The 22,850-nt window shown below is 61.6% G+C and carries 22 protein-coding genes and 3 pseudogenes; 21 read left to right on the top strand and 4 right to left on the bottom strand.

Annotated features, from left to right (window positions below; translation table 11 throughout):
- Positions 1-96: 96 nt before the first annotated feature.
- Positions 97-654, top strand: a pseudogene (locus HWX08_RS33780) (DNA polymerase Y family protein); the annotation flags it as partial.
- Between the two features lie 5 nt (positions 655-659).
- Positions 660-3,143, top strand: a pseudogene (locus HWX08_RS33775) (error-prone DNA polymerase); the annotation flags it as partial.
- Between the two features lie 76 nt (positions 3,144-3,219).
- Here HWX08_RS33775 and HWX08_RS33770 read toward each other — a convergent pair.
- Positions 3,220-4,911 (bottom strand): site-specific integrase, encoded by a 1,692-nt coding sequence (locus HWX08_RS33770; RefSeq protein WP_007180429.1) that lies wholly within the window; start codon positions 4,909-4,911, stop codon positions 3,220-3,222.
- A gap of 143 nt (positions 4,912-5,054) precedes the next feature.
- On the opposite strand from HWX08_RS33770, the gene HWX08_RS33765 reads away from it, so the two are divergent.
- The 5 genes and pseudogenes from HWX08_RS33765 to HWX08_RS33745 form a co-directional block, all read left to right on the top strand.
- The gene (locus HWX08_RS33765; protein ID WP_007181927.1) at positions 5,055-8,081 is read left to right on the top strand and encodes a Tn3 family transposase; all 3,027 of its coding nucleotides are present in this window, start codon (positions 5,055-5,057) and stop codon (positions 8,079-8,081) included.
- Positions 8,078-8,440 carry a hypothetical protein gene (locus HWX08_RS33760; protein ID WP_156903410.1) on the top strand — a complete coding sequence of 121 codons (363 nt, stop codon included), beginning with the start codon at positions 8,078-8,080 and terminating at the stop codon, positions 8,438-8,440. Before HWX08_RS33765 ends, HWX08_RS33760 begins: the two co-directional genes overlap by 4 nt.
- Entirely contained in the window at positions 8,437-8,700 is a 264-nt protein-coding gene (locus HWX08_RS33755; protein ID WP_007180432.1) for a hypothetical protein, read from the top strand. The genes HWX08_RS33760 and HWX08_RS33755 overlap by 4 nt, the downstream gene beginning before the upstream one ends.
- Positions 8,701-8,776: 76 nt before the next feature.
- Positions 8,777-9,349, top strand: coding sequence for a hypothetical protein (locus HWX08_RS33750; protein ID WP_007180433.1), 573 nt, complete (start codon positions 8,777-8,779; stop codon positions 9,347-9,349).
- A 136-nt stretch (positions 9,350-9,485) separates the two neighbouring features.
- A pseudogene (locus HWX08_RS33745) lies at positions 9,486-10,169 on the top strand (OB-fold nucleic acid binding domain-containing protein); the annotation flags it as partial.
- Between the two features lie 986 nt (positions 10,170-11,155).
- Here HWX08_RS33745 and trfA read toward each other — a convergent pair.
- From trfA to HWX08_RS33730, 3 genes are all read right to left on the bottom strand, one after another.
- Positions 11,156-12,013, bottom strand: a complete 858-nt coding sequence (gene trfA / locus HWX08_RS33740; RefSeq protein WP_058904018.1) for a plasmid replication initiator TrfA — start codon at positions 12,011-12,013, stop codon at positions 11,156-11,158.
- A gap of 744 nt (positions 12,014-12,757) precedes the next feature.
- The gene (locus tag HWX08_RS33735) at positions 12,758-13,723 is read right to left on the bottom strand and encodes a ParB/RepB/Spo0J family partition protein (protein WP_058904017.1); all 966 of its coding nucleotides are present in this window, start codon (positions 13,721-13,723) and stop codon (positions 12,758-12,760) included.
- A complete protein-coding gene (locus HWX08_RS33730; RefSeq protein ID WP_058904016.1) occupies positions 13,723-14,394 on the bottom strand; it encodes a nucleotide-binding protein in 672 nt (223 codons plus the stop codon). Before HWX08_RS33730 ends, HWX08_RS33735 begins: the two co-directional genes overlap by 1 nt.
- Positions 14,395-14,912: 518 nt before the next feature.
- Between HWX08_RS33730 and ligD the strand changes: the two genes are divergently transcribed.
- From ligD to HWX08_RS33660, 14 genes are all read left to right on the top strand, one after another.
- The gene (ligD, locus tag HWX08_RS33725; RefSeq protein ID WP_230205784.1) at positions 14,913-15,881 is read left to right on the top strand and encodes a non-homologous end-joining DNA ligase; all 969 of its coding nucleotides are present in this window, start codon (positions 14,913-14,915) and stop codon (positions 15,879-15,881) included.
- A gap of 117 nt (positions 15,882-15,998) precedes the next feature.
- Positions 15,999-16,241, top strand: coding sequence for an AbrB/MazE/SpoVT family DNA-binding domain-containing protein (locus HWX08_RS33720; protein WP_058904127.1), 243 nt, complete (start codon positions 15,999-16,001; stop codon positions 16,239-16,241).
- Positions 16,238-16,648 carry a type II toxin-antitoxin system VapC family toxin gene (locus HWX08_RS33715; RefSeq protein ID WP_058904014.1) on the top strand — a complete coding sequence of 137 codons (411 nt, stop codon included), beginning with the start codon at positions 16,238-16,240 and terminating at the stop codon, positions 16,646-16,648. The genes HWX08_RS33720 and HWX08_RS33715 overlap by 4 nt, the downstream gene beginning before the upstream one ends.
- A 311-nt stretch (positions 16,649-16,959) precedes the next feature.
- A complete protein-coding gene (locus tag HWX08_RS33710; RefSeq protein ID WP_058904013.1) occupies positions 16,960-17,307 on the top strand; it encodes a hypothetical protein in 348 nt (115 codons plus the stop codon).
- Between the two features lie 159 nt (positions 17,308-17,466).
- The gene (locus HWX08_RS33705) at positions 17,467-17,784 is read left to right on the top strand and encodes a hypothetical protein (protein ID WP_244099866.1); all 318 of its coding nucleotides are present in this window, start codon (positions 17,467-17,469) and stop codon (positions 17,782-17,784) included.
- Positions 17,785-17,969: 185 nt separating this feature from the next.
- Positions 17,970-18,668: a hypothetical protein gene (locus HWX08_RS33700; protein ID WP_077021547.1), complete on the top strand. Its 699-nt coding sequence runs from the start codon at positions 17,970-17,972 to the stop codon at positions 18,666-18,668.
- 26 nt (positions 18,669-18,694) lie between these two features.
- Complete coding sequence (locus tag HWX08_RS33695; protein WP_058904010.1) at positions 18,695-18,901, top strand: hypothetical protein; 207 nt, start codon at positions 18,695-18,697, stop codon at positions 18,899-18,901.
- Between the two features lie 23 nt (positions 18,902-18,924).
- The gene (locus tag HWX08_RS33690; protein WP_058904009.1) at positions 18,925-19,434 is read left to right on the top strand and encodes a hypothetical protein; all 510 of its coding nucleotides are present in this window, start codon (positions 18,925-18,927) and stop codon (positions 19,432-19,434) included.
- Positions 19,435-19,719: 285 nt separating this feature from the next.
- Positions 19,720-20,061, top strand: coding sequence for a hypothetical protein (locus HWX08_RS33685; protein WP_058904008.1), 342 nt, complete (start codon positions 19,720-19,722; stop codon positions 20,059-20,061).
- Positions 20,062-20,088: 27 nt separating this feature from the next.
- Positions 20,089-21,174 carry a hypothetical protein gene (locus HWX08_RS33680; RefSeq protein ID WP_077021546.1) on the top strand — a complete coding sequence of 362 codons (1,086 nt, stop codon included), beginning with the start codon at positions 20,089-20,091 and terminating at the stop codon, positions 21,172-21,174.
- 11 nt (positions 21,175-21,185) lie between these two features.
- Positions 21,186-21,578, top strand: a complete 393-nt coding sequence (locus tag HWX08_RS33675; protein ID WP_058904006.1) for a hypothetical protein — start codon at positions 21,186-21,188, stop codon at positions 21,576-21,578.
- Positions 21,565-21,810 (top strand): hypothetical protein, encoded by a 246-nt coding sequence (locus tag HWX08_RS33670; RefSeq protein ID WP_058904005.1) that lies wholly within the window; start codon positions 21,565-21,567, stop codon positions 21,808-21,810. Before HWX08_RS33675 ends, HWX08_RS33670 begins: the two co-directional genes overlap by 14 nt.
- Before the next feature lie 10 nt (positions 21,811-21,820).
- The gene (locus HWX08_RS33665) at positions 21,821-22,156 is read left to right on the top strand and encodes a hypothetical protein (RefSeq protein ID WP_058904004.1); all 336 of its coding nucleotides are present in this window, start codon (positions 21,821-21,823) and stop codon (positions 22,154-22,156) included.
- Positions 22,157-22,420: 264 nt separating this feature from the next.
- Positions 22,421-22,849, top strand: a complete 429-nt coding sequence (locus HWX08_RS33660) for a hypothetical protein (protein WP_058904126.1) — start codon at positions 22,421-22,423, stop codon at positions 22,847-22,849.
- The last annotated feature ends 1 nt before the right edge of the window (position 22,850 follow it).

Here is a 22,850-nt window from a genome sequence, read left to right as displayed (position 1 = left end):
CTTCGTGTACTGCCGTCTCGGTACCGCGTTCTCTGCCATGCTCTTCTCCATACAGACTAAAAATTATCAAACTTCTTGCTGTACGTGGAATCGAGGCAGGATCACCTAACGCGGCTCGTCAAGGAGCGGCTCGGCCATGTCGAGCTCGCCGGCCCAGTGATCGCCGTGCGGCTCGTCGCCCGTCGCGTGCAGCAAGCGGCCGCACCGAGCGACTCGCTGTTCCCGGAGCCCGGCGGCACGCCGCAGGATCACGCACGGTTGCTCGAACTGCTGACGGCACGGCTCGGCGCCGAGAACGTGCTCGTCCCAGCTCCCATGGCCGACTACCGTCCGGAGCCGGCTGCTCGATGGGTGCCGATGCGCGACGCGCCGAAGCCGGCACCGCTGCCCGCGGATCTGCCGCGCCCGGCCTGGCTGCTTGCCAAGCCGGTGCCGCTGCTCACGCGCCAGCATCGACCGTTCTACGGCACACCGCTGCGCATTGTGTCGCCGGGCGAGCGCATCGAAGGCGGCTGGCAGGATGGGCAGACCGTGACGCGCGACTACTTCGTCGCCGAGGACGACCACGGCGTCTGCTACTGGATCTACAAGGAGCGGCCGACAGCCAGTGACGAAAGCGAATCCCGCTTTTTCCTTCACGGCCTGTTCGGCTGATCGCCATGGACGCCGGCAGTTTCGGCGCCCTGCCCGCGTACGCGGAACTTCAGGTCGCCTCAGATTTTTCGTTCCTGCACGGCGCGTCGCGCGCGGAGGAATACGTCGCGCGCGCGGCGCAGCTCGGCTACAGCGCGATCGCGATCACCGACGAGTGCTCGCTGGCCGGCGTCGTGCGCGCGCACGTCGAAGCGAAGGCGGCGAACATGCAGCTGATCATCGGCTCGCACTTCCGGCTGACGGCCGCCGACGGCTCGCCCGCGCTCGCATTCACCGCGCTGGCAATGAATCGCGACGGTTACGGCAACCTCTGCGAGTTCATTTCGCTCGGTCGCATGCGCAGCAAGAAAGGCACGTACCGGCTGGCACCGCTCGATCTCGAGCATCCGGAAGCGCCGTACACCCACCTCCGCAGCCTGCCCGACTGCATCGCGATCCTGTCGCCCGACTTCCCGGCAAACGAGCAGCGCCTCGACGCGCAGGTCGAATGGTTCGCACGCGTGTTCGGCGATCGCGCATGGGTCGCGCTGACGCTGCACGCACGCGCGATGGACGACATCCACCGCGGCGCGGTCGAGCGCGTCGCCGCGCGCCACGGCGTGCCGGTGGTGGCCACCAGCTGGCCGCTGATGCACGTGCGGTCACGCAAGCCGCTGCAGGACGTGCTGACGGGGATCCGGGTCGGCCGACCGGTAACGGAGTGCGGGTACGAGCTCGCGCCGAACGCGGAGCGTCACCTGCGATCGCGTCTGCGGCTCGCCAACCTCTATCCCGCCGGCGCGCTCGAGGAAACCGTGCGCGTCGCACGGCGCTGCACCTTCTCGCTCGACGACCTGAAGTACGAGTATCCCGACGAAGTCGTGCCGGCCGGCCACGATCCGATGACGTATCTGCGCGAGCAGACCTACATCGGCGCGCGCGAACGTTACCCCGCCGGCATTCCGGTCGACGTCCAGGCGCAGATCGAGCACGAGCTCGAATTGATCGATGAACTAAATTACGCGCCCTACTTCCTGACTGTCTATGACATTGTGCAATTCGCGCGCAGCAACGGCATTCTGTGCCAGGGGCGTGGCTCTGCCGCGAACAGCGCGATTTGCTTCTGCCTTCACATCACTTCCGTGGATCCCGCTCGCTCCAATCTCTTGTTCGAGCGCTTCATCAGTCGGGAACGTAACGAGGAGCCCGACATCGATTTGGACGTGGCCAACAATCGCCGCGATGAGATCGTCCAATATCTGTATCGCAAGTACGGGCGCGACCGCGCCGCGCTCGCAGCAGCTGTTACGACCTATCGGCCGCGCAGCGCATTACGGGAAGCCGGCAAGGCGCTCGGTGTGGATCCGGCGATCGTCGATCGCGTGGCGAAGCAACATCACTGGTTCGATTCGCGTGCTGATCTGCTGCAGCGCTTTGCCGAGGCCGGCCTCGATCCCGACGCGCCGCTGAATCAGCAGTGGGCCGGATTCGCCGCGCAGCTACTCGGCTACCCGAGGCACCTGTCGCAACATCCCTGCGGTTTCGTACTCAGTCGCGGCAAGCTCACACGACTGGTGCCCATCGAGAATGCTGCGATGGAGAACCGAAGCTGCATCCAGTGGGATAAAGACGATCTCGAAGCGCTCGGCCTGATGAAGGTGGACGTGCTCGCGCTCGGTATGCTCACGGCGCTCGATCGGGCCTTCACGATGATTTCCGAAAAGCGCGGTGAGACCTTTGAATTGCAGGACATTCCTGCCGAGGACAAGGCGACCTACGACATGCTCTGCGACGGGGATAGTATGGGCGTGTTCCAGGTCGAATCGCGCGCGCAGATGTCGATGCTACCGCGCCTGCGGCCGCAGTGCTTCTACGACCTGGTGATCGAAGTGGCGATCGTGCGGCCAGGCCCAGTGCAAGGCGGCATGGTTCACCCGTTCCTACGCCGGCGCCAGGGCCTCGAACCCGTCACGTATCCGTCGCCGGACATCGCCACCGCGCTCGAGCGCACGCTCGGCGTGCCGATCTTCCAGGAACAGGTCATGCAGGTCGCGATGCTGGCCGCCGGCTTCTCCGCCGGCGAGGCCGACCAGCTGCGCCGCGCGATGGCGGCTTGGAAACGCAAGGGAGGCCTCGAGCCGTATCACGACCGGCTCGTTAGCGGCATGCTCGCGCGCGGCTACGACCGCGAGTTCGCCGAGGCGATCTTCGCGCAGATCAAGGGCTTCGGCGACTACGGCTTTCCGGAAAGCCACGCGGCCAGCTTCGCGCTGCTCGTTTATGCGAGCGCCTGGCTGCGCAGGCACGAGCCGGCCGTGTTTCTCACCGCCCTGCTCAACAGCCAGCCGATGGGGTTCTATACGCCATCGCAGCTGCTGCAGGATGCGAAACGCCGCGGCGTCGAGGTGCTGCCGGTCGACGTGACCGTGAGCGGATGGGATTCCGTGATCGAAGGGCCGACGACATCGGCACCGGTGCGCCTGGGCTTTTCGTTACTAGGGGTTCTACGCCGGAACCCCAGAAAATTCCGTCATTCCACATTGTGAACGTCAATCGGTTTGTTGCCTGACGTGCCGAGCGAGTAACTCAGTCGGTAAATGCCTGCCCGAACTGCCGTGCCCGCTTTACATCGTCGGTATGCAAGTAAATCGACGTGGTCGAAATCGACGCGTGACGCAGGTTATCTCGTACGGCGCTCAGCTCAACCCCTCTGGCGATCGCGTGGGTCGCATGGGTGTGCCGCATCCAGTGCGGAGAGGCCCGATGCAGCTTTTCAGCCAGCACCGGATGGTCGTTCTTGATAATCTGCGCGACGAGCCGAAAAAACCGGCGCATGACTTCCCACAGCCGCAAGGGCTTGATGCCGGCATCGGCGTCGTCAAGGCTGCCAATCAGGGACGTGGTCGGATTCCAGTGAGCACGGCTGACAGGAAGCCCCCGCTCCTGCAGATATCGGTCCAGCGCTGTGCGCGCTAGGGGTGTCAGGGTAACGCGGGCTGGCTTGCCGCCCTTGCCGACCACGTGCAGCCAGTGATCACCGGCTGCGTCGACTTCGATGCTGCGCAGTGTGGCGTCAGCCAGTTCGCTGATCCGCAGTCCCGTTGCGTAGCCGAAATCCAGCATGAACCGCAACCGTTGCGCAGCGGGCGCCTGCCAGCCGTACGACCACTCGAGCCCGTTGGCGATGGTGCGCGTCAGCATCCATTCTCCTTCGGTGAAAGCGTGCGAGGTTTCAAGAGCCATGGCGCGCTTGCTGCCGCGTACCTTGATGCCGGAGAATGGGTTGGCCACGACGTAGCGCTGCTCGACCAGCCAGCGGAACATGGCGCTGAGCACGGCAAGCGCATGCGCAATCGAACGGGCCGAGAGGTTGTCGACAAACGGGCGCCAGTCCGTTGATGTGCGCGGCCGCGGTGGCCCGACCCAGCGTTCTCGCGGTGTAGGTCTGCGCAGAAACGCCCTGTAGTCGGTGGCATCCCGGGTGGTCAGCGAAGACAGCGCCTTGCCGCGAGCAACGATGCCCCAGAGAATCAGCCGTTCGGCTTCCTTGCGGTAGGCCCGCTGCGTGGCCGGGGATTCGTGCAACGCGAGCCATGCCTGGATAGCGTCGTAATCGTTGTCGACGCCGAGGATGCAGGCCGACACCGGTGCGCGGAAGGCGCCGGCGGATCCGTCGATCTCGTGCGGTAGCCGTAGTTGCTCCCAAGGCGTCACGACTGACTGCCGATCCGCGATGATCAGTGCGCGGGCCCGCTCCGTGAGCGCCGGGTACGCGGCAAAGAAGGCCTCGATCCTTCTTGCACTGGCCGGCCCGAGACCCGGAATGACGGTCCACCACTGCCGGCGACGCGGAATCCGTACCGTGAGATCGGCCAGGGTCCGGATGCCGGCCGCGTGCAGGGTGCGGGCAGCGCGATTCGGCAGCCAGTGCGCAATGTCGTCGCCGATCTGCGGAGCTGGCGCAGGCATGATGCGCAGTAGCTCGACAGCCTGCGTGGTGGCGCGCGCATGATGCATACGCTTTTGGGCCGGGCATTCGAACAGCGTGGCCAGATCTGCCCGCTGTCGGTTACGGGCATAAAGTGCCAGTTGCCGGCGGATCTGGCCGATGACGCCGCGGGCTGACTGGCTGTGGCTGAGCCGATCTTGCATGTACCGGTGTGCCGCCTCACGCGAGGATGCGCCCTCGTACCAGGCACGCAGCGCTGCCAGTGCATCAGCATCAGGAAAGTCGGTCGGGATGTCGGCGGCGGACGGGCTCGTGGGGCGCGTTTTCATGTCATCGAGTTTAATATGGAAACAATGCCACAGAGATAATAAAGCTTATCTCTGTAGAATGCGGGAGTTCAATATTTCTGTCGTACCCCATGTCGTGATATCACAAAATTGAAGGATCTGACGTTGCGTGGAGAGGATGGTCGATGATCAACAAGAATAAGCTGCTCAGCGTCTTTTCCGACGCCGAACAGGAAGCCCTGTATGGCCTGCCTGATTTCGACGATGCGCAGCGGCTGGAATACCTGGCATTGACCGAATCCGAACTGGCGCTCGCCAGTAGCCGGCCCTCCATACCCGCGCAGGTCTATTGCATCTTGCAGATTGGCTACTTCAAGTCCAAGCACGCCTTCTTCCGCTTCGATTGGGACGAGGTTGAGGACGATTACGATTTCGTGTTGAGCCGCTATTTCCACGGCGAGCCGTTCGAACGCAAGCCGATCACCCGGCACGAGTACTACGCCCAGCGCGAACAGATCGCTGAACTGTACGGCTATCGACCGTGGGTGGCCGCCTTCCTGCCGCAACTCATGCAGCAGGCCGCGCAGATCGTACGTCGCGACGTGACACCGGGATTCGTCGCCGCCGAGCTCATCGTGTGGCTCAATGAGCACAAGATGATCCGGCCCGGCTACACGACCTTGCAAGAGCTAGTCAGCGAAGCCCTGTCCGTCGAACGTCGGCGGCTGGGCGACCTGCTCACCGGCGTATTGGACGAATTGACCCAAACCGCGCTAGACCAACTTCTGGTGCGCGATGATACTCTGTCGAAACTGGCGGCGCTGAAACAGGATGCCAAGAATTTCGGCTGGCGTCAGATGGTCCGCGAACGCGAAAAGCGCGGCACGCTGCAGCCGTTGCACGAAATCGCCAGGACGCTGCTGCCCCGGCTGGATATCTCGCAGCAGAACGTGCTGTACTACGCAAGCCTGGCGAACTTCTATACCGTCCACGACCTGCGCAACCTGAAGGCGGATCAGGCGCAGCTCTACCTGCTGTGTTACGCCTGGGTGCGCTTCCGACAGCTCACCGACAACCTGGTCGATGCGATGGCCTTCCACATGAAGCAGCTCGAGGAAGAAAGCAGCGCGGGCGCGAAACAGTCACTCATCGCCGAGCAAGTAAAACGCCATCGGGAAACGCCGCAGATCGGCCGCCTGTTGTCGCTCTATGTGGACGACAGCGTAGCCGATCCGACGCCGTTCGGCGAGGTGCGTCAGCGCGCCTATAAAATCATGGCCAAAGATGTGCTACAAAACACGGCGCAACGCATGACGGTCAAGCCGCTGAGTCAACTGGCACTACACTGGTTGGCGGTGGACGGCCTAGCCAAACGTATTCGCCGTCACCTGCGCCCCTTGTACGTCGAGCTCGACTTCGTCGGCACCTCCCCAGACAACCCGTGGCTCGCGGCGCTGGCTTGGGTCAAGGGGGCCTTCGCCAAACAGCAGCGCCTGTCACAACGACCGCTCGCCGAATGTCCCGCGGCCACGCTGCCGAAGCGCCTGCGACCGTACCTGCTGATCTTCGGCGCTGATGGTCAGCCGACCGGTTTGCACGCCGATCGCTACGAATTCTGGTTGTACCGCCAGATCCGGAAGCGCTTCCAGTCGGGAGAGATCTATCTCGACGACAGTCTGCAACATCGTCACTTCTCCGACGAGCTTGTTTCGATGAACGAGAAGGCCGACGCGCTGGCGCAGATGGAGATCCCGTTCCTGCAGCAGCCAATCGATGCCCAACTCGATGCGTTAGCGGCCGAGTTGCATGCACAATGGCTGGCCTTCAACCGAGAGCTGAAACAGGGCAAGCTTACGCACCTGGAATACGACAAGGATACGCAGAAGCTGATTTGGCGCAAACCGAAAACCGAGAACCAGAAGGTGCGTGAGCAGGCATTCTACGAGCAACTGCCATTCTGCGATGTTGCCGACGTGTTCCGCTTCGTCAACGGCCAGTGCCAGTTCCTGTCGGCGCTGACGCCATTGCAGCCGCGCTACGCGAAGAAGGTAGCGGACGCCGATAGCCTGATGGCGGTTATCATCGCTCAGGCAATGAACCATGGCAACCATGTCATGGCGCGCACCAGCGACATTCCGTACCACGTTCTGGATAGCACCTACCAGCAGTATCTGCGTCAGGCGACGCTGCATGCGGCCAACGACTGCATCAGCAACGCCATCGCCGCGCTGCCGATCTTCCCGTACTACTCGTTCGATCTCGATGCGCTGTACAGCGCCGTCGATGGGCAGAAATTCGGCGTCGAGCGACCGACCGTGAAGGCGCGTTACTCGCGCAAATACTTCGGACGAGGCAAAGGCGTCGTCGCCTACACGCTGCTGTGCAATCATGTCCCGTTGAACGGCTACCTAATCGGCGCGCACGAGTACGAGGCGCATCACGTGTTCGACATCTGGTATCGCAACACGTCGGATATAGTGCCGACTGCGATCACCGGCGACATGCACAGCATCAACAAAGCCAACTTCGCTATCCTGTATTGGTTCGGGTTGCGCTTCGAGCCTCGCTTCACAAACCTCGATGACCAGTTGCAGGAATTGTATTGTATCGACGACCCGGCGCTGTACGAGAAATGCCTGATTCAGCCGATCGGACAAATCGATCGGCAGCTCATCACCAGTGAGAAGACAAATATCGATCAGATCGTCGCCACGCTGGGCCTCAAAGAGATCACGCAGGGCTCGCTGATCCGCAAACTATGTACGTACTCGCAGGAAAACCCGACACGTCGCGCGATTTTTGAGTTCGATAAGCTCATTCGTACCATCTACACGTTGCGTTACCTGCGCGACCCGCAGCTCGAGCGAAACGTGCATCGCTCCCAAAACCGCCTCGAGTCTTACCATCAGCTTCGTTCGACCATCGCCCAGGTCGGCGGCAAGAAGGAATTGACCGGCCGCACCGACATCGAAATCGAGATCAGCAACCAGTGCGCCCGGCTGATCGCCAACGTCATCATTTTTTACAACTCGGCGATTCTGTCGCATCTACTGACGAAATGGGAGGCCAGTGGCAACGCCAAGGCGCTGGCGCGGCTTACGCAGATATCACCGGCAGCCTGGCGGCATATCCTTTTGAACGGGCACTACACTTTTCAAAGCGACAACAAAATCGACCTGGACGCGCTCATTGCAGGGCTCGAATTGGAGTGATCGAATTTTCGGCGGTTCTGGCTTGGAATCCCTTATTCCTGTTACGGTGGAATACGATGCCACAACCAGGTAATCCTTTACCCCCAGCCGTGGTCAACACCTGGCGACTGAGCGTCGGCACGTCGCTGTTCGTGATCGATATCCTGGCCGACGGCAGCTGGCGACCGGCGTATATTGCGCCAAAGCGGCTGGGTGGCTGGACGATGGATGTGTTGCCGAACATGCCGCCGACGTTAGTCGATATCGCTCCCTCGGTACGCACCTGGGCGCGACAGTACGGCGCGAATGTAACGAACCGGCGCACGCCGGCGCGCCGGTTTCCCGCGCAAACCGCTTCTTCGAACAGGACGCCAGAATGAACATGCTGAAACGTCGTCTCGATGCGACAGACGAAAAGCTGCAGGAGCTGAAAACAGCCCGCAAAGCGGCAGCTAAGGCGCAGCGCCAGCAGGTCAAGCAAACGCGCGCGGATCGCGAGCGAAAGATCATGCTGGCCGGCGAGGCGTTGCTGCGGCGTGTCGATCGCGGCGAGTGGGATGAAGCCGATTTCCGCGCGATGATGGACGATTATCTGTCGCGGCCCGCCGATCGCGCGCTGTTCGAGCTCGACGATGTATAGCCTTTGATGTTCGACGTCGACGCACCGCACAGCCAGGTCGGCAAATGTTGATTTGATTCACGATGAAGGATGCCCGATGCTGCCAACGCTCCGCATGAACCGGAATTTTGTCGAGGCCTTGCTGGCCGAGCGCGCGCCCTGCTTTGCGATGGGACTCGTGGCCGAGGGCCAGACGCACTATGCTTGCCTGGCACTGCGGCCGGTGGATGACATTCCGAACGACGTAACACGCAGCGGTTTCAACTTTGGCCACTCGATACGCGGCACCGACGACTTCGAGGTCGTACACTTCGGCTTAGAGTTTTACGGCTACCGCATCTTCAATGCGCTGATCAATCCGAGCAACTTCATCGCCAGGACAATCCTGTCGCACATGGTCGACACGAAGGCGTTTTTCTTCTTCGCGGTCAACCCGTCAGGCGGTGTGACGGTGTTCAAGTCCGGCATCGGTGAATGCAGCCTGGACAGCATCGAGTCTAATCTCGAGCGGATACTGCGCTCGAGCACGTCCGATGCTCAGTACGACGCGGCGCTGACAACGTTCAGCGACCATCCAGATCCGGTCGGGCCGATGCTGCACTGGGTTTGCCGGGACTGCGAAGATTGTCTCGACCTGTCCCACAATGTAATCGAACTGGGCCCCGCGTAACGGTCCTGATGGTCCGTGTGACCGAGACCGTCATGTCACTCACCGGACGTCGCTCCAACATTCTTCGGCTGGAATAAGCCGATTAATGTTCACAATGTGGAACGACGGAATTTTCTGGGGTTCCGGCGTAGATCCCCTACTACGCGGCATGCGCGCCGAGGTGGCCGGCCGCATCGAGCTCGCGCGCTCGGTACGACCATTCGTCGACGTCGCGGATCTCGCGCGACGCGCGCAGCTCGACCGGCACGACCTGCAGGTGCTCGCGCGCGCGAATGCGCTGCGGGCGCTCGCCGGCGGAAACCGGCGCGATGCATTGTGGCTGGCGGCCGCCGCCGCGCCCGATCGCGACCTGCTGCGCGGCACCGAGCGCGACGATGCGGCGCCGGCGCTGCCGCAGCCCTCCGAGGGTACCGAGATCGTTACCGACTACCGCGCGATGGGCTTCACGCTGGGCCGCCATCCGCTGGCGCTGCTGCGCGATAGCCTGGCGCGCGACCACCTGCAGTCGGCCGAGCAACTGGCGACTCTGCGCAGCGGCCAGCTGGCGCGGGCATGCGGATTGGTCACGGTACGGCAGCGGCCAGGAACAGCGAACGGCGTGCTCTTCATGACACTCGAGGACGAAACGGGCACGGTGAACGTGATCCTCTGGCCCGGCCTGCTGGAGAAGTTTCGAAAGGAAGCGCTCGACGCCGCGCTGCTGGCCGTCTATGGCGTGTGGCAGGCCGAAGGGAAAGTGAGGCACTTGATCGCGAGCAAGCTCGTCGACAGGACCGAGTTGCTCGGCGCGCTACCGACCACGGCGCGCCAGTTCTGTTGATCGACGAGCGGAAGCTCAATCAAACGCGACTTGACGAAGCTAGTCCGGTCATTTTTCGGACTTAAGCAACTGATATGTCCCGCTGTATTGAAGGTGTGTGCCTTCAGGTGGCTGTACCCACACGGCATTTCCTTCGACTGCGGTACAGGCAGAGGACGCAATCATCTGTCCACTTTGATGACGTCCGAAAGGATCGCTCGAGACAGATATAACCAGTCGAGGGAAATTCGAACATACGAGCAGCCGCTGGGACTTCACCGACGACAGCAAAAACGTCCGCTCACTTTGACCTCGATCAATAAGGAATCGACCGGAGCCCCGAACGAATACGGTCGCGTCATCGACTGATGCCGATTCAACATAGTAGCTCCCACGATTTGAGAGATTGCCCTGAAATCCTATGTACGACGGCTTCCCGTCCTCATAACACCAGTTCTCCCAATGAATCGACGAGCAATTCGGAGCCCCCTCGCAACCGCTTGAAATCTCGGCCTTAGGAACAAACGTATCCAGGCACGACCCAGATGCAACGTAGATGACGCCAGTTTCTCCGTGGGCTTCGACGTTCAAATAGACGGGCTTTGATGCGCCGTCAACACAACTCCTCGCGCGCAAAGGCGACAACCCGTCGTTCAATTTAAACGGAGTTGGCTTCATACCCGGTGGATCGCCAATGTGGAAAGCCTTAAAGGGCGCCTCAATCCGAGGCACCCACGGCGGACGAGTACTATTAGGACCCAATCGACACACGGACGCCGCAGATGCAGAGAAGCTTGCCATGCATGCCACTATTACCACCAACCTTTGGTCGTATCGGCCACCGCCCATTTGTCTGGCGCTCCCGTGGATAAGCAAAAAAGCAAAAAAAACGGGCTTGCGGGCAAGAGTACTTCTTGATCTTAATCCTTCATAAATACAGCAGACCACCAACACCGGCAATCCTCGTCACACTACGACCGCAGCCGTCGAACTTTGCCACTCGCATTTCAGGCCGCTATAGCACCGCGTGACGATGTTCGTACAACGTGCACAAGGTCAGACTTATCAATGGTCCAACTGACCAAGAAGCCTTCTTTTACGAGCTCGTCGAGTGCCTTCTTCAAATTCGCGCGAAAGTGGAACAACTCTTTCGTCTGCGAACCGCACTGACGATGAAGGAAACGTACGGAATGCGCGAAAGGCACTGCATGGGTGTGGTAGTACGTATGCAACCATTTCGACAACTCATATCGCAGTCGCTGACGCTGCTCGCGCGCGAGCCGCGTGTAATCGTCATCAGAGAATAGTGCGACGATTTCCGGTTCGACGTACGCCACCCACCTCGTCTTGCCGTCCGTTCCCGTTTCGGTGCCTTCCTTCCACAGAAATTTACGAATCAACGACCCGACAAACCCCTTTTTGTTGCCCGTGAAGCGAACCTTGACTTGCCCGGCTTGCAGCCGCTCCAGTGTCGTCACGAGCCTGTCGTAACACTTTACCGACGTGCCCCAGCCAAGCGACTTCAACAAGCTGTAGCCTGTGAATTCCACCTTCTCGTTCAGCTGAGTATCACGGGCCAGGTGAAGCACTTCAAGAAAGACGTCCGCGTCGTCCTGTCTAAGCTCTTCCCCACTAAACGAAATTTCGACGCCATCAACGCTTGCGATCAGCGCCTTCTCCATTCGGCTACGCGGCGCATTCGATTTGTTCACGTTGAACAGTGCCGAGCGCGCGAGGGCGTTTGGCATCCCACGAACGTTCGCCGGCCACAGTGGAATCTGTGTCGGATGAGATTGCGTTTCCACACCCGCGCTGCTAGCTCGGGCTGCGATCGCTTTCACCTGGTCGACGATGGAATTTGCCATGCGAGAAGTATAAGTACGTGAATTTCGCCATCAAGACCCTTGTCTCGTCTCTCCAGCGATGGTTCAGCAAAAAAACTACGAGACTATCGTGCCTCCAGCGAGGTATCACGGCACGTTCGTCACTGCAGCGATGTTCCTCGTTCCTCCAGCGTGATGCCCCTATCGTGCTTCCAACGTGGTCAATCGTGCCTCCAGCGAGGCAGCACTCGTATCGCCAGCGATGCCACTATCGTTCTTCCAGCGAGCGAGCCTTGCAAAAAACATCTTTGTAATCAATCGGCTACCGCTGTTGTCCACAGCGCCTAATCTTCTTTTAATCTTTTTCTAATCCACCTATCCATCGTTGTAAGCACGATACCTCCGCGCCAACAGAGCCGCGTCGGAACGGCAAATCATCGCTGGATGAACGACACTGCGAGACATAGTGGTCCTCCCAACCATCGCTGGAGAGACGACCCCGCCCTGTCAGCATCGCTGGAAGAACGAGACAATACCGTCAGGCTGCCGCGCTGCAAGGTGAGTACACACTCCCGCGCTCGTGCCCGCCCCATATAGAGCATCGCTGGAAGAACGTCACCCTCCATCGCTCCAGAGACGAGTCCAAGCTACTAGGCAACGCTAGCTTCCATCGCTGCATAAACGATAGCCTTGTACCATGCTCGGTCGCGTGAGCAACGTCCTCCTGCGTCATCAAGGGGACACCCCGTTATCGATTCCAACTCGCTTCCCGCTCTAACAGCCGCGCTATTCCTTCGGAAAGAGAGCCAAAATCTTTTCGCTGATTTCTGCCGCGACGTCCGGCGCCAGCCCCTTCAGCTTCAACTCGATCCGGCCATCTTCTTCAAACGATTTAAACTCGCCCTTCGCTCCGCGGAAGGTCAGTTGCTCACGCGTCGACCTGGGCCGGCGAACCGTCCCTTTCGCAGCAGCTTTACGGCGAGCAGCTACATCGCGGTAACCCATTCCACTTTTGGCCGCTTCGGAGATAAGGTCGAGGGTCTCATCTTCCCCTTTCACCTCCCAGAATTCTCGAATTGCGTTCAGCATTTTGAGAGAAAGAAGTTCGGGATATTCAGCCGCGGCTTGAACTATCTTGCTCGGCAATTGAGAAAGCGACAGAGTCCGGCTTACATGATCTTCCCCGAGCTTCAACGCTTTGGCGAGAGCCGCTTGCGTCGGATAGATTTTCCGCGATAGCAATTCCTTCCATTTGATCGCGTCGTCGAGCGGGCTCTGATCCTTCCGTTCCACGTTAGCAGCGCGGGCTTCCTCATACAGCTCCCGCTCACTGGCTGGTTTCGGCCGGATCTCAAGCCGCAGCGTAGGAAGACCTGCTGTGCGAGCCCCGCGAAGGCGCCTCTCTCCGTCAATTAGTACGAGGTCGCCCGCTTCATCCTGATAGGCACTCGCGGACTGCCCCTGCCCGCGGGCCGCGAGCGACTCCGCCATTTCAGATACCGAAGAAGCTGTATAGATGGCCCTTGGGTTAACAGAATTCGATTTAATTTTGCCAACTGGGACTTCATACGTTTGCCCAATTTCATATCTAGCAGGCTCTTGGCTCGAGCCAACCTCGCCCCCCCGAAGCTGGGAGACAGTCGCCGCAGGCGGCGCCATGCGCGGATCGCCCACGATGGGAGCCAACGAAGCGGCATCTTCCACCGCTGCAACCCGTTCGACCGCGACGGCTTTTTTCTTAAACGTAGCCATTACTTGACCTCCGCACCATTGATCCGTTCGATGATTTCCCGATAGACCGCCTCCATCTCGTCTAGCGCCTTCTTCGACCGATCACGGCCCTTCAGCTCGTGAACGGCCCGCCCGGTCTTGCCCGTCGCACGCCAAGCTTCTCTCTGTGGGATCTGTGAATCGAAAAGTCGAATGTCTTCGCTTTTCAAATATGCTCGCAATTCCGCAGTCGCCTTCGATCCTTCGACCGGCGACACCCGAGTGAGCACCACGTATGCAGGGATCTCCCCGCTTTCATGCCGCGGCCCCATGTCTTTAAGGGTCGCGAAGACATTCAGGGTCGACTCCACCTCTTGTTGATCAGGCCCACACGGGACCAACACGAGATCGGATAACAGTGCGCATTCGAGCATCGTCCGGTAGTTCTGCGCACCGATGTCGACCACGACGAGGGTGTACTTGTTGGCAAGATTTGCCAGCTCTCGTGCTGGATTCGCCGGAAGAGCGAGCACGGGAATGGCTGGTGTAACGCCCTCCTCGTTTCGAATTCGTGACCAGCTCATCGCGGACCCCTGCTTGTCCGTATCGAGAAGAACCACGTCAACGTCGTTCGTTGCAGCTAACGCTGCTATGTGCGTTGCTAAGCGTGTCTTCCCAACGCCGCCTTTTTCCGCCCCAACTGTGATGACCATTTCACCTCCATCGGAAAGTGTTCGTTTCGACGTTCGGAGTTTTATTCTTCAATCAAAATAAGTCAATAAAATCGTTATATTTTTTTGTGATTTTTACGGAATGTGGTCAAGTAACAACGATTGAAATCGAAAATACCACAGGCTTGGCCCGAGCCAAGATCGCAGATCCGATGTTGAATGGTCACATATGAACCTCGGTTCTAAACGGTCTTGGCTCGAGCCAAGACGGGTTTCCATAGGGAGTCTCACAAGATGCCCACGAGTTGGCTCGAGCCAAGATTCCGCGGAAGCACCTTGCTGAGATTGGGGAGGTTACGATTGCCACCAATCCTGAACAGTGCATTCACTCTCTGGACGGCCGATCTTGGCTCGAGCCAAGATCGGTCTGGCCTAGTCAAACGCCCCAGGCAACGGGCATATAGATTGCCCACATACCTTCAAAGCGAGGAGGGCATATGGGGCGGTGGACAAGTGAGCGCGGCATCCGTGCCCGGACGCCAGTAGCCAGAAATAGACGCATGCCGGAATTCATCGAGCCGTCGCTTGGTGTGCTTGCTGCAGAACCCCCAACGTCAGGAGAGTGGGGATATGAGATCAAATTCGACGGCTACCGGATGCTCGCGCGTATCGACGCCGGTGACGTTCGAATCTTCACCAGGAACGGCCACGACTGGACTGCCCGACTACCGCACCTGAGGTCCGCCCTTGAACGATTGCCGGTCAACGGTGCGTGGCTTGATGCGGAGGCCGTCTGGTTCGATACAGAGGGGCGGCCAAACTTCAACGGCCTGCAGAATGCGTTTGATAGACGTCGAACTGCAGGAATTTCGCTTGTCGTCTTCGACCTGATGTGGCTTAACAACAATGATCTCCGGCCGTGGACGTGGCGAGAACGCCGCGCCACGCTAACGAAGCTCGAGGCCGAAATTCTCGGGAACGAGGGGCGCTTCTCTGAGGCGATCGATGCCCACCCCGACGCCATGCTGGCCTCGGCGTGTGCCCTCGGCCTAGAGGGAATCATGGGCAAGCGGGTGGACGCGCCGTATCGCTCGGGAAGATCGGACCGCTGGATCAGACTCAAATGCAGTAAACGCCAGGAGTTCGTCATCGGCGGATTTTCGCGCTGTAAGGGCGCCACCGCGGGCGTGCGAGCGGTTCTGCTCGGCGTGTACGAGGAAGGCGGACAGCTGCGTTACGTCGGGCACGTCGCGCCGCGCTTCGCGCCCCGCCAGGCACGGGTATTTGAAGACCGCCTTGCATCCTTGGGCCGCAGGCGCTCGCCGTTCGTCCGCGCGCCGGAACCCGACGCCGACCGCGAATTCCACTGGCTGAAGCCGGAGTTCGTTGCCGAAGTAGCGTTTCTCGAGTGGACGCCGACCGGACAGTTGCGTCATCCGTCGTTTCGCGGGCTGCGCGCCGACAAACCTGCACGGAGCGTGAGTCGCGAACACCCACTTGAACCGAAACGGGCCCGCAACAGCAAGTGATTTACTCCAAGCAGCAAGATCGATCGGTGCGCCGACATGGACATGAGTGCATTGCGAATTCGCGTTGGCTTGTATATGCTGTGGCATATGCCAGACCGTTTGAATTGGAGGTACCCCATGCCCACCCATGACACCCGCCACGCGCGCCTGTTTCGCAACGGGCGAAGCCAGGCCGTGCGGATCCCGCGCGAATTCGAACTGCCGGTTTCGGAGGTCACCATCCACCGGGAAGGCCGCCGCTTGATCATTGAGCCCGTAGAGGCCGCGCCCTTGCGCGAGCTGTTCGCCCAATGGACCCCGCTGGACGAGACCTTTCCGGACATCGAGGACCTTCCGGCTGAACCGGTCGACATCGAATGACGCTGTATCTGCTCGACACCAATATCCTGTCGAACGTGATCCGCGACCCGCGCGGCGCATGCGCCGCCCGGATCGGAGAAACTCCGCCGGAGCAAGTGTGCACCTCGATCATCGTCGCCGCCGAGTTACGGTTCGGCGTCTGGAAGCGTGGCTCGTCAGCGCTCGCGCAGCGCGTCGAGCAGCTGCTCGCAAGCCTGACCGTGTTGCCGCTGCAGCCCGACGCGGACCGGTGCTACGGGCGGTTGCGGGCCGAGCTCGAGAAGCAAGGCCAGCTGATCGGCGCCAACGACATGCTGATCGCCGCGCATGCGTTGGCCGTCGACGCGGTCCTGGTCACGGACAACACGGCTGAATTCACCCGGGTCGCCGGGCTGCCGGTCGAAAACTGGCTGCGATCGGCGACGTAACGCGGCGTGGCGGCCGCCGGCGGCACGATGGGCGCCACCGACGCACGACACTGCGCCTGAGAACAGAATTGAAGCGGGGATGAACGGATTCGGCGGTGCGGCGATTTTGGCCTTTTCATTGACGGTCGGGTGCCTCGCGCTCGGCTGGAGCCAACCGGCGGTCATTACGTTCGCCGCGTGCATCGTGTGCACGGCCTACGCGTCCCGGGGCGCGCAGTAAGCGCCGCCTGACGGGCCGGCGCATACGGTATCCCAATGGCCGTCCTGCGATACGCAGGCGCGGCGGAGGAGATGGCGAAGTGATACCCCCGATGACGGCCGTCCAGCAGATGTTCCTTGAGTGGTGCATCGGCTACATGAAGTTCCGGATCGCCGACGCGATGTCGGTCGGTCTGATGTCCCTCGAGGCCGAGCGCTACGATGCGCTGTGGACCATGCTGCAAAAGGGGCGATACGGCTTCCTTGATGACGACATGATCGAGATCGGCCGGCGCTTGTTTCCGGACGCCCCCAACGCACCGGACGGTTCCGGGCTTGACGCAGCCTACGAGCGCGTGTGTACGGCGCTCGACGACTGGTTGCCGAGCTTCATCATCCCGCCAGGCCAGATCTCGTTCCTGCCAGATCCCGAACCACCGGATGACGAGCCCGCTGCGTGAGCGGCCGGCCCGGGAAGTAAAGCGCGAGAACCGACGACAGAAGCAGGGTGGGAGATCGGACACGATCTATAAGACTCGGTCAAGAGTCCGTTAAGAATTTGATTGACACGCGAGAAGCGGCCCGTATAATCGCCGAAAACATCCCAGATGGAGGGCGAAATGCCGCTGAATAAGGATTACCTGCAGGGCGCGTACGACGCGTTTGTCAACAGCGCGATCCAACGGGTGGCCCGTTCGGGCGACCAGGTTTACCACTTCAATATCCCGGCGAACGAGCTGAAGGATGCGTTTGGCCTCGAGCGCTTGCGCGACGAGACCGTCACGGAAGTGCGCAACTTCTTCGCGCGCAAGGGCGTGGACGCCGACTATGAACAGGGCGAGGGCTTCGACATCACGCTGGACCTGAATCGCGCGTCGTTGAAACCGGCCAATGCGCGCGACTTGGCGATCGCACTTGAGATCGAAAGCGCTCGCTGACCGAACCTGACCCGGCTGCGGCCGGGTCTTTGTAGCGCATCGTCAATGCCGATAACTCCTATTATCGGCATTGCGTTTAATGTAGAAAAACCCGGAAGAGCGGATTACGAAAGTGTTTGACACGTCTTAAAGACGTGCTATGCTGAGTCATACGTCTTTAAGACGGGTTCTGTTCAGGAGGCTTCATGTCGGTGTTGTACGTGTACCGTTGCCCGGGCTGCGGCCACCGTGGCGAGACGCGCCGACCCGATGACACGCACGACGGCGAGGGTATGGCGTGCCCCCAGTGCGGCGCGATCGTCGCGCTCGAGTGGGACGGAGGCGTGACGCTCGACGGTCTGCCGTCCGGTTTCGCCGGCGACCCGCTCGGCCCGCATCCCGCCGACGCGGCGCCGGCACCGACCGCGGCGGCCTTCAAGGCCCTGCGCGTGCGTGGCCGGCGCACCCAGGCGCAGGCCGCCGCGCTGTTGGGCGTGCTGCCGCGTCAGGTGCAGCGCTGGGAGGCGGGCGAAGCGCCGATACCGGCCACCGCTTGGCCGCTGCTGCGCCGCGCCTGGGGCTATCGCTATCCGAGCGATTTCGCGCCAGCGCCGGGCCCGATGACGCGCGGTTGCGACGCGCTGCGCGATCGCCCGCGCGACACCATCGAGCGCGGCGACGTGGTCGAGCTGCAGCCGGTCGACGGCCCGCGCCTGCGCGCGACCGTGTGTCTGGATCGCGTGCACGACGGCCTCGCCGACGAAGAGAGCTACGGGGCGTATGTGACGGAATTTGTTGGCGCGGCCGACGTGGGCGACGAATACCGCGGCTTCTTCATTCCCGAGCGCGTGACGTTTGCGCGGTCGAACGTGATCCACCTCGAGCAGCGCGCGCCGCGCCGCTGACCGAAACGCCTTCACCAGGAGCGACGATGAAAACTGCCTACGACCTGCTGCTGGACGCACCCGACGACCAGGTGACGCGCTGCCGCTTGGCCTGGAAAGCCGTGGCCGCCGGCGACTGGCAGGACGCCGCGCACTTCCTGCGCAACGCGGCCGAGGAGGCCGGCGCGACCCCGTGGGCGACCGATGCTCGCGCGCTGGCCGAAGCGTGCGCCGCGAAGGTCGCTTCCGCCTGAACGCCCCGATACCGGAGATCACAATGAACGCCAAAACCGAAGCGATCGCCATCGCAGACGCTCAGCTGAGCCGCGCGGGCCTCTATACCCATAGCGGCGTGCTCAACGAGCTGCGAAGCGTGCTCGAGGCCGTGAAAGCCGGCGTGCCGGAAACCGTGGGCTACGGCGAGATCGGGAAGCCGGCCTTCGCACATGGCTGGACTGCTGCGATGGAACATGTCTACGGCGAGCTGGCGGCCGCCCGCGCATTGCTGCGCGAAGTCGACGGAGCCGATCGGGCATCAGGCGAACCGAGCACCGATGTTGACACGGGCCTGCCGCGCGACCCGCGCGCCGTATCGGCGGCTACTTCGGGCGAGGCGCTTCATACCCGGTTGCGGTCGGCGCTACCGGCCGACTATCCGGATAGCTGGGATGTCCTGGCGCCCAGATATCAGGCCGCGTTCGAGGCGGCGGCGAAGGGCGAGAGCGCGCAGCGACACGGTGTGCAGAAGCCGCAGGATTCGAGGGGCGATTCGGTTTCGGGGAAATAACGCGTCTGCGTCACGGCCATCATCAGTTTGAACACCTATACGGGGCACATTAACTGGAAAAGGGTGTGCCCCGATGAAACTCGAAACGGTGACTCTCTGGCTGAAGTGCGCGGCCGCCGGCGCCCAACTGCTGTACTGGAGCGTCAAACTGGGCCTGCTGTTCGGACCGATGCTCCACTGACAACTCCGCCCGCCCCGAGAGGGGCGGGCATTTGGCAGACTTACCGCGCGCGCGACTGTGCCCACAGCGCTTGCCGACCGACAAGGAAGCGAGAGAACGAGACCATGACCGAGATCATCAAGACCTACGACGAGTTGTCCGACTCGCAGCTGGCCGACGCGCAGCGGTTGTTCCCCGGCACGAGCAGCGATGTCCCGTTTCGCTACGTGATCGTGGCCGGCAAGGTCCATCACCGGATCGGCGCGACCAAGCCGATCGCCGTTCGGATCGTCGACGACAGCGGGCCACACTTCTTGCGCACCGATCAAGTTGTCGGCATCACGCCCCGCACGAAGTGGGGGAAAAAGGGCGTCGAGGTTCTGTTGCGTGCCGGCGCCGAGCGCGAGCCCCATACGCTCTGGCTCGCCGTCGATCCCGACTACGTGGCCCGGCAGATTGGCTGGTAACCCGACTCACTCTGACAGGAGCGCGCAATGCGCAAAGAATACGAACTGCAGACCGACGTGCTCGCGACGGTCGTCGCGGCGACCCCGGTCACGTCGAAGCACGCCGCGCTGCTGACCACGTTTGCGACCCGCACCGACTATCGCGGCGCGCGCTACGCGGTCACACGCGACGAGTTCTCTGAACGGCCGGCCCGCGTGATCGATGCCGACGGCCGCGAGATCGCAGCCGACTATCACGCGTGGATCGACGCCCAGCTCGACGCGCACGGCGGCTCGGTGGAGGACGTGTTGCTCGCGCACCGGGATTCCGGCTATCAGTTGGTCGACGTCCCGCCGCTGTTGCACTACTTCGTATTTGACCGTGGCGGTGATCAGGACAATTTCGTGCAGCTCGAAATCTGGGAAGAACAGGAATTCGTCGAGCGTGAGGTGTTTCCGCGCAGCACGCCCTGGCGCGTGCCGGATGTGCATGAATTGCGGTCCGGCTGGCACGACATGCCGGTCGCTCGCTTCGAGCGACGCACGCTCGGCTCGCCGCGCTATCGGCTCGAGGCGGTGATCGACGTGAAGCACTTTGCGGCGCTCGCCGAGACGACTTATAACGAGCGCCGGCAGCGCGACGGCGATCGGGAGTTGGTCGAGCGGAACCTCGACACGGGCGAATCGCGGGTGGCCAGTGTGCGCGAGCTCACGCCGGGCTACGACAACCAACAATGGCGCGGCCGCCGCTTCTTCGACGACTGGGCTGCGTCAAGCGCTGGCCAGGCGGGCGAGCGCGTCTGTCAGCGGTGGGTTTTCAGCACCGAGGACTACACCGATCCGCGTACCGGCCGCGCGATGGATTTCATACCGCGCTGGACCCACACGCGCAAGATCGCGGCGCTGAAGAACACCGCGAAGCTGGACGTATACAGCCTGTACGGGAAGCTGATGCAGTTCGACGAGCGCATCGGCCATCGCTTCGCCTGGTACTTCTACGGTCTGCACGGCAACCTGATCCTGAGCGGGCAGATGGAGCGCGTGCTCGAGGCGGCCGAGGCGGGCCTGATCGTACTGCCCGAGCACGACTACCGGGTGCTGCGGCGCTGGGGCGACGATCAATACGGGTTTTGAGAAAAATGCCAATGAGCGCCGACCTCGACAATTACTTCAAGCTGCGTCGCCCGTGCGAGAACTGCCCGTTCCGCAAGCATGACGCGATCATCCTCGCGCCGGGACGCCTAGAGGGGATCATCGAACGACTGGTGCGCAACGATCACAGCGCATTTCACTGCCACAAGACCGTCCACAACACGCGTACCGGCGGTGTGTGGGATGACGACGGTCACTACGTCGCAAGCGGTCAAGAAAGTATGTGTGCCGGCGCGATGATCTACCTGGAAAAGATCGGTCGATCGACTGTGGGCATGCGCTTAGGTCGCGTGTTGGGCAAATACGATGTGGAACGCCTGTCGCCCGCATTCGGCGACATCATTGACCCCGAACTGACAAGGAAATCCAACGATGAAGACCTATGAAGAACAGCAAGTCCTTGCGCGCCAGGTCGAACAGTGGACTGCCGAGCTGAAGCGGCTGGCAGGCCAGATCGCTGCAGCGAAAGGCGTGCCGAGCGCGATCCTGATGATCACGCCGCAGGATGAGGACTACCACGACGTTGTCCCGGAATTGATCGCCGAGGACGCGTTGCAGGTCCGTACCCATGGATGGCCGGTCGGCTTCGAAGTCGAAATTCTCAATCAGGCTGATTAGGAGTGACCTAATGGCTCGCACTACCAAGAAGAAGCCGCCGGCCAGGCCGGCGCCGCAGTATGTCAACGGCGTCGTGTTCACGCTCGCCATGCGGACGGGCGATGTCGAAGTGATCGGCATACCGTTCGAACACCGCGGACGGACATGGGCGGTTCATGCGATCGTCGGACTCGATGATGTTCAGTGCTTTGCGGTTTCCGACGTCCTGACGGGCATGCATGTGCCGAAGAGTGAGGCGTCGACCATCGACGCGTCGCGCGCGGCCGCGATTGCCACGCTCGACGACATCACGGACGAGAGTTGGGCCAAAGCCTTCGGGTCGGCTCACGCCGAGACGGCCGAGTGACCACCGTCACATCAGGCATCCGGAGCGCCCACGCGGCGGCTCCGGTCCCCGTTCAACCCCGAATTAAGCGCCGCACCAGCGGCATGCACCAACCGGTCCGGAGGACATCATGTTTCGCCATTGGATGGCACGGTTAGCGTGCCTGATGGGGGCGCATCGCTGGGTGCAGCATACCCATTACCACTACATCCTGAACGACAGCGGGCTCCACGCGTATCAATGCGAGCGCTGTGCCAAGGTGCGGTCGTCGAATTTTCCGAGCTGATGAGAAAAGCGACCACCCGTAACCGTCGGCCGCTGACACGGGCGCAGCTGCTGCCGATTCCGGCCGCCGAATTGCGCCGCATCCAGCTGAAGCACCACGTCGCGCTGGCTGCAATGCGCAACGCGCATGACGACGTCGCGCAGTTGGCCACGCTCTTGAATGCGATCTACCTCGCGTACTTCCTCGACCCGGTCGAGCCGGGACCGTATCGTCGGGCCGAGGCAGCCCTGCAGGACTGCGCCGATCGCGCCGTGCGTGGCGAATCGGGCGCGCTGACCGACCTCGAGCGTGCCGCGGTCGAGCACGTGCTCGCGCACCTGGATGCGCAGCTGGCCGCGGTACCGATGCATCGCTATGTCGCCGCGTTCGAGCGACTGCAGCGTGTCACTACGGCCGACACGGTTGTATCCCCCATTCCTGCAGGCTAAA

The sequence above is a fragment of the Burkholderia metallica genome (assembly GCF_902832845.1).
GTDB classification, from domain to species: Bacteria; Pseudomonadota; Gammaproteobacteria; order Burkholderiales; family Burkholderiaceae; genus Burkholderia; species Burkholderia metallica.
The sequence above is the reverse complement of the archived record's forward strand: the minus strand, read 5'-3'. Positions and strand labels throughout refer to the sequence as shown.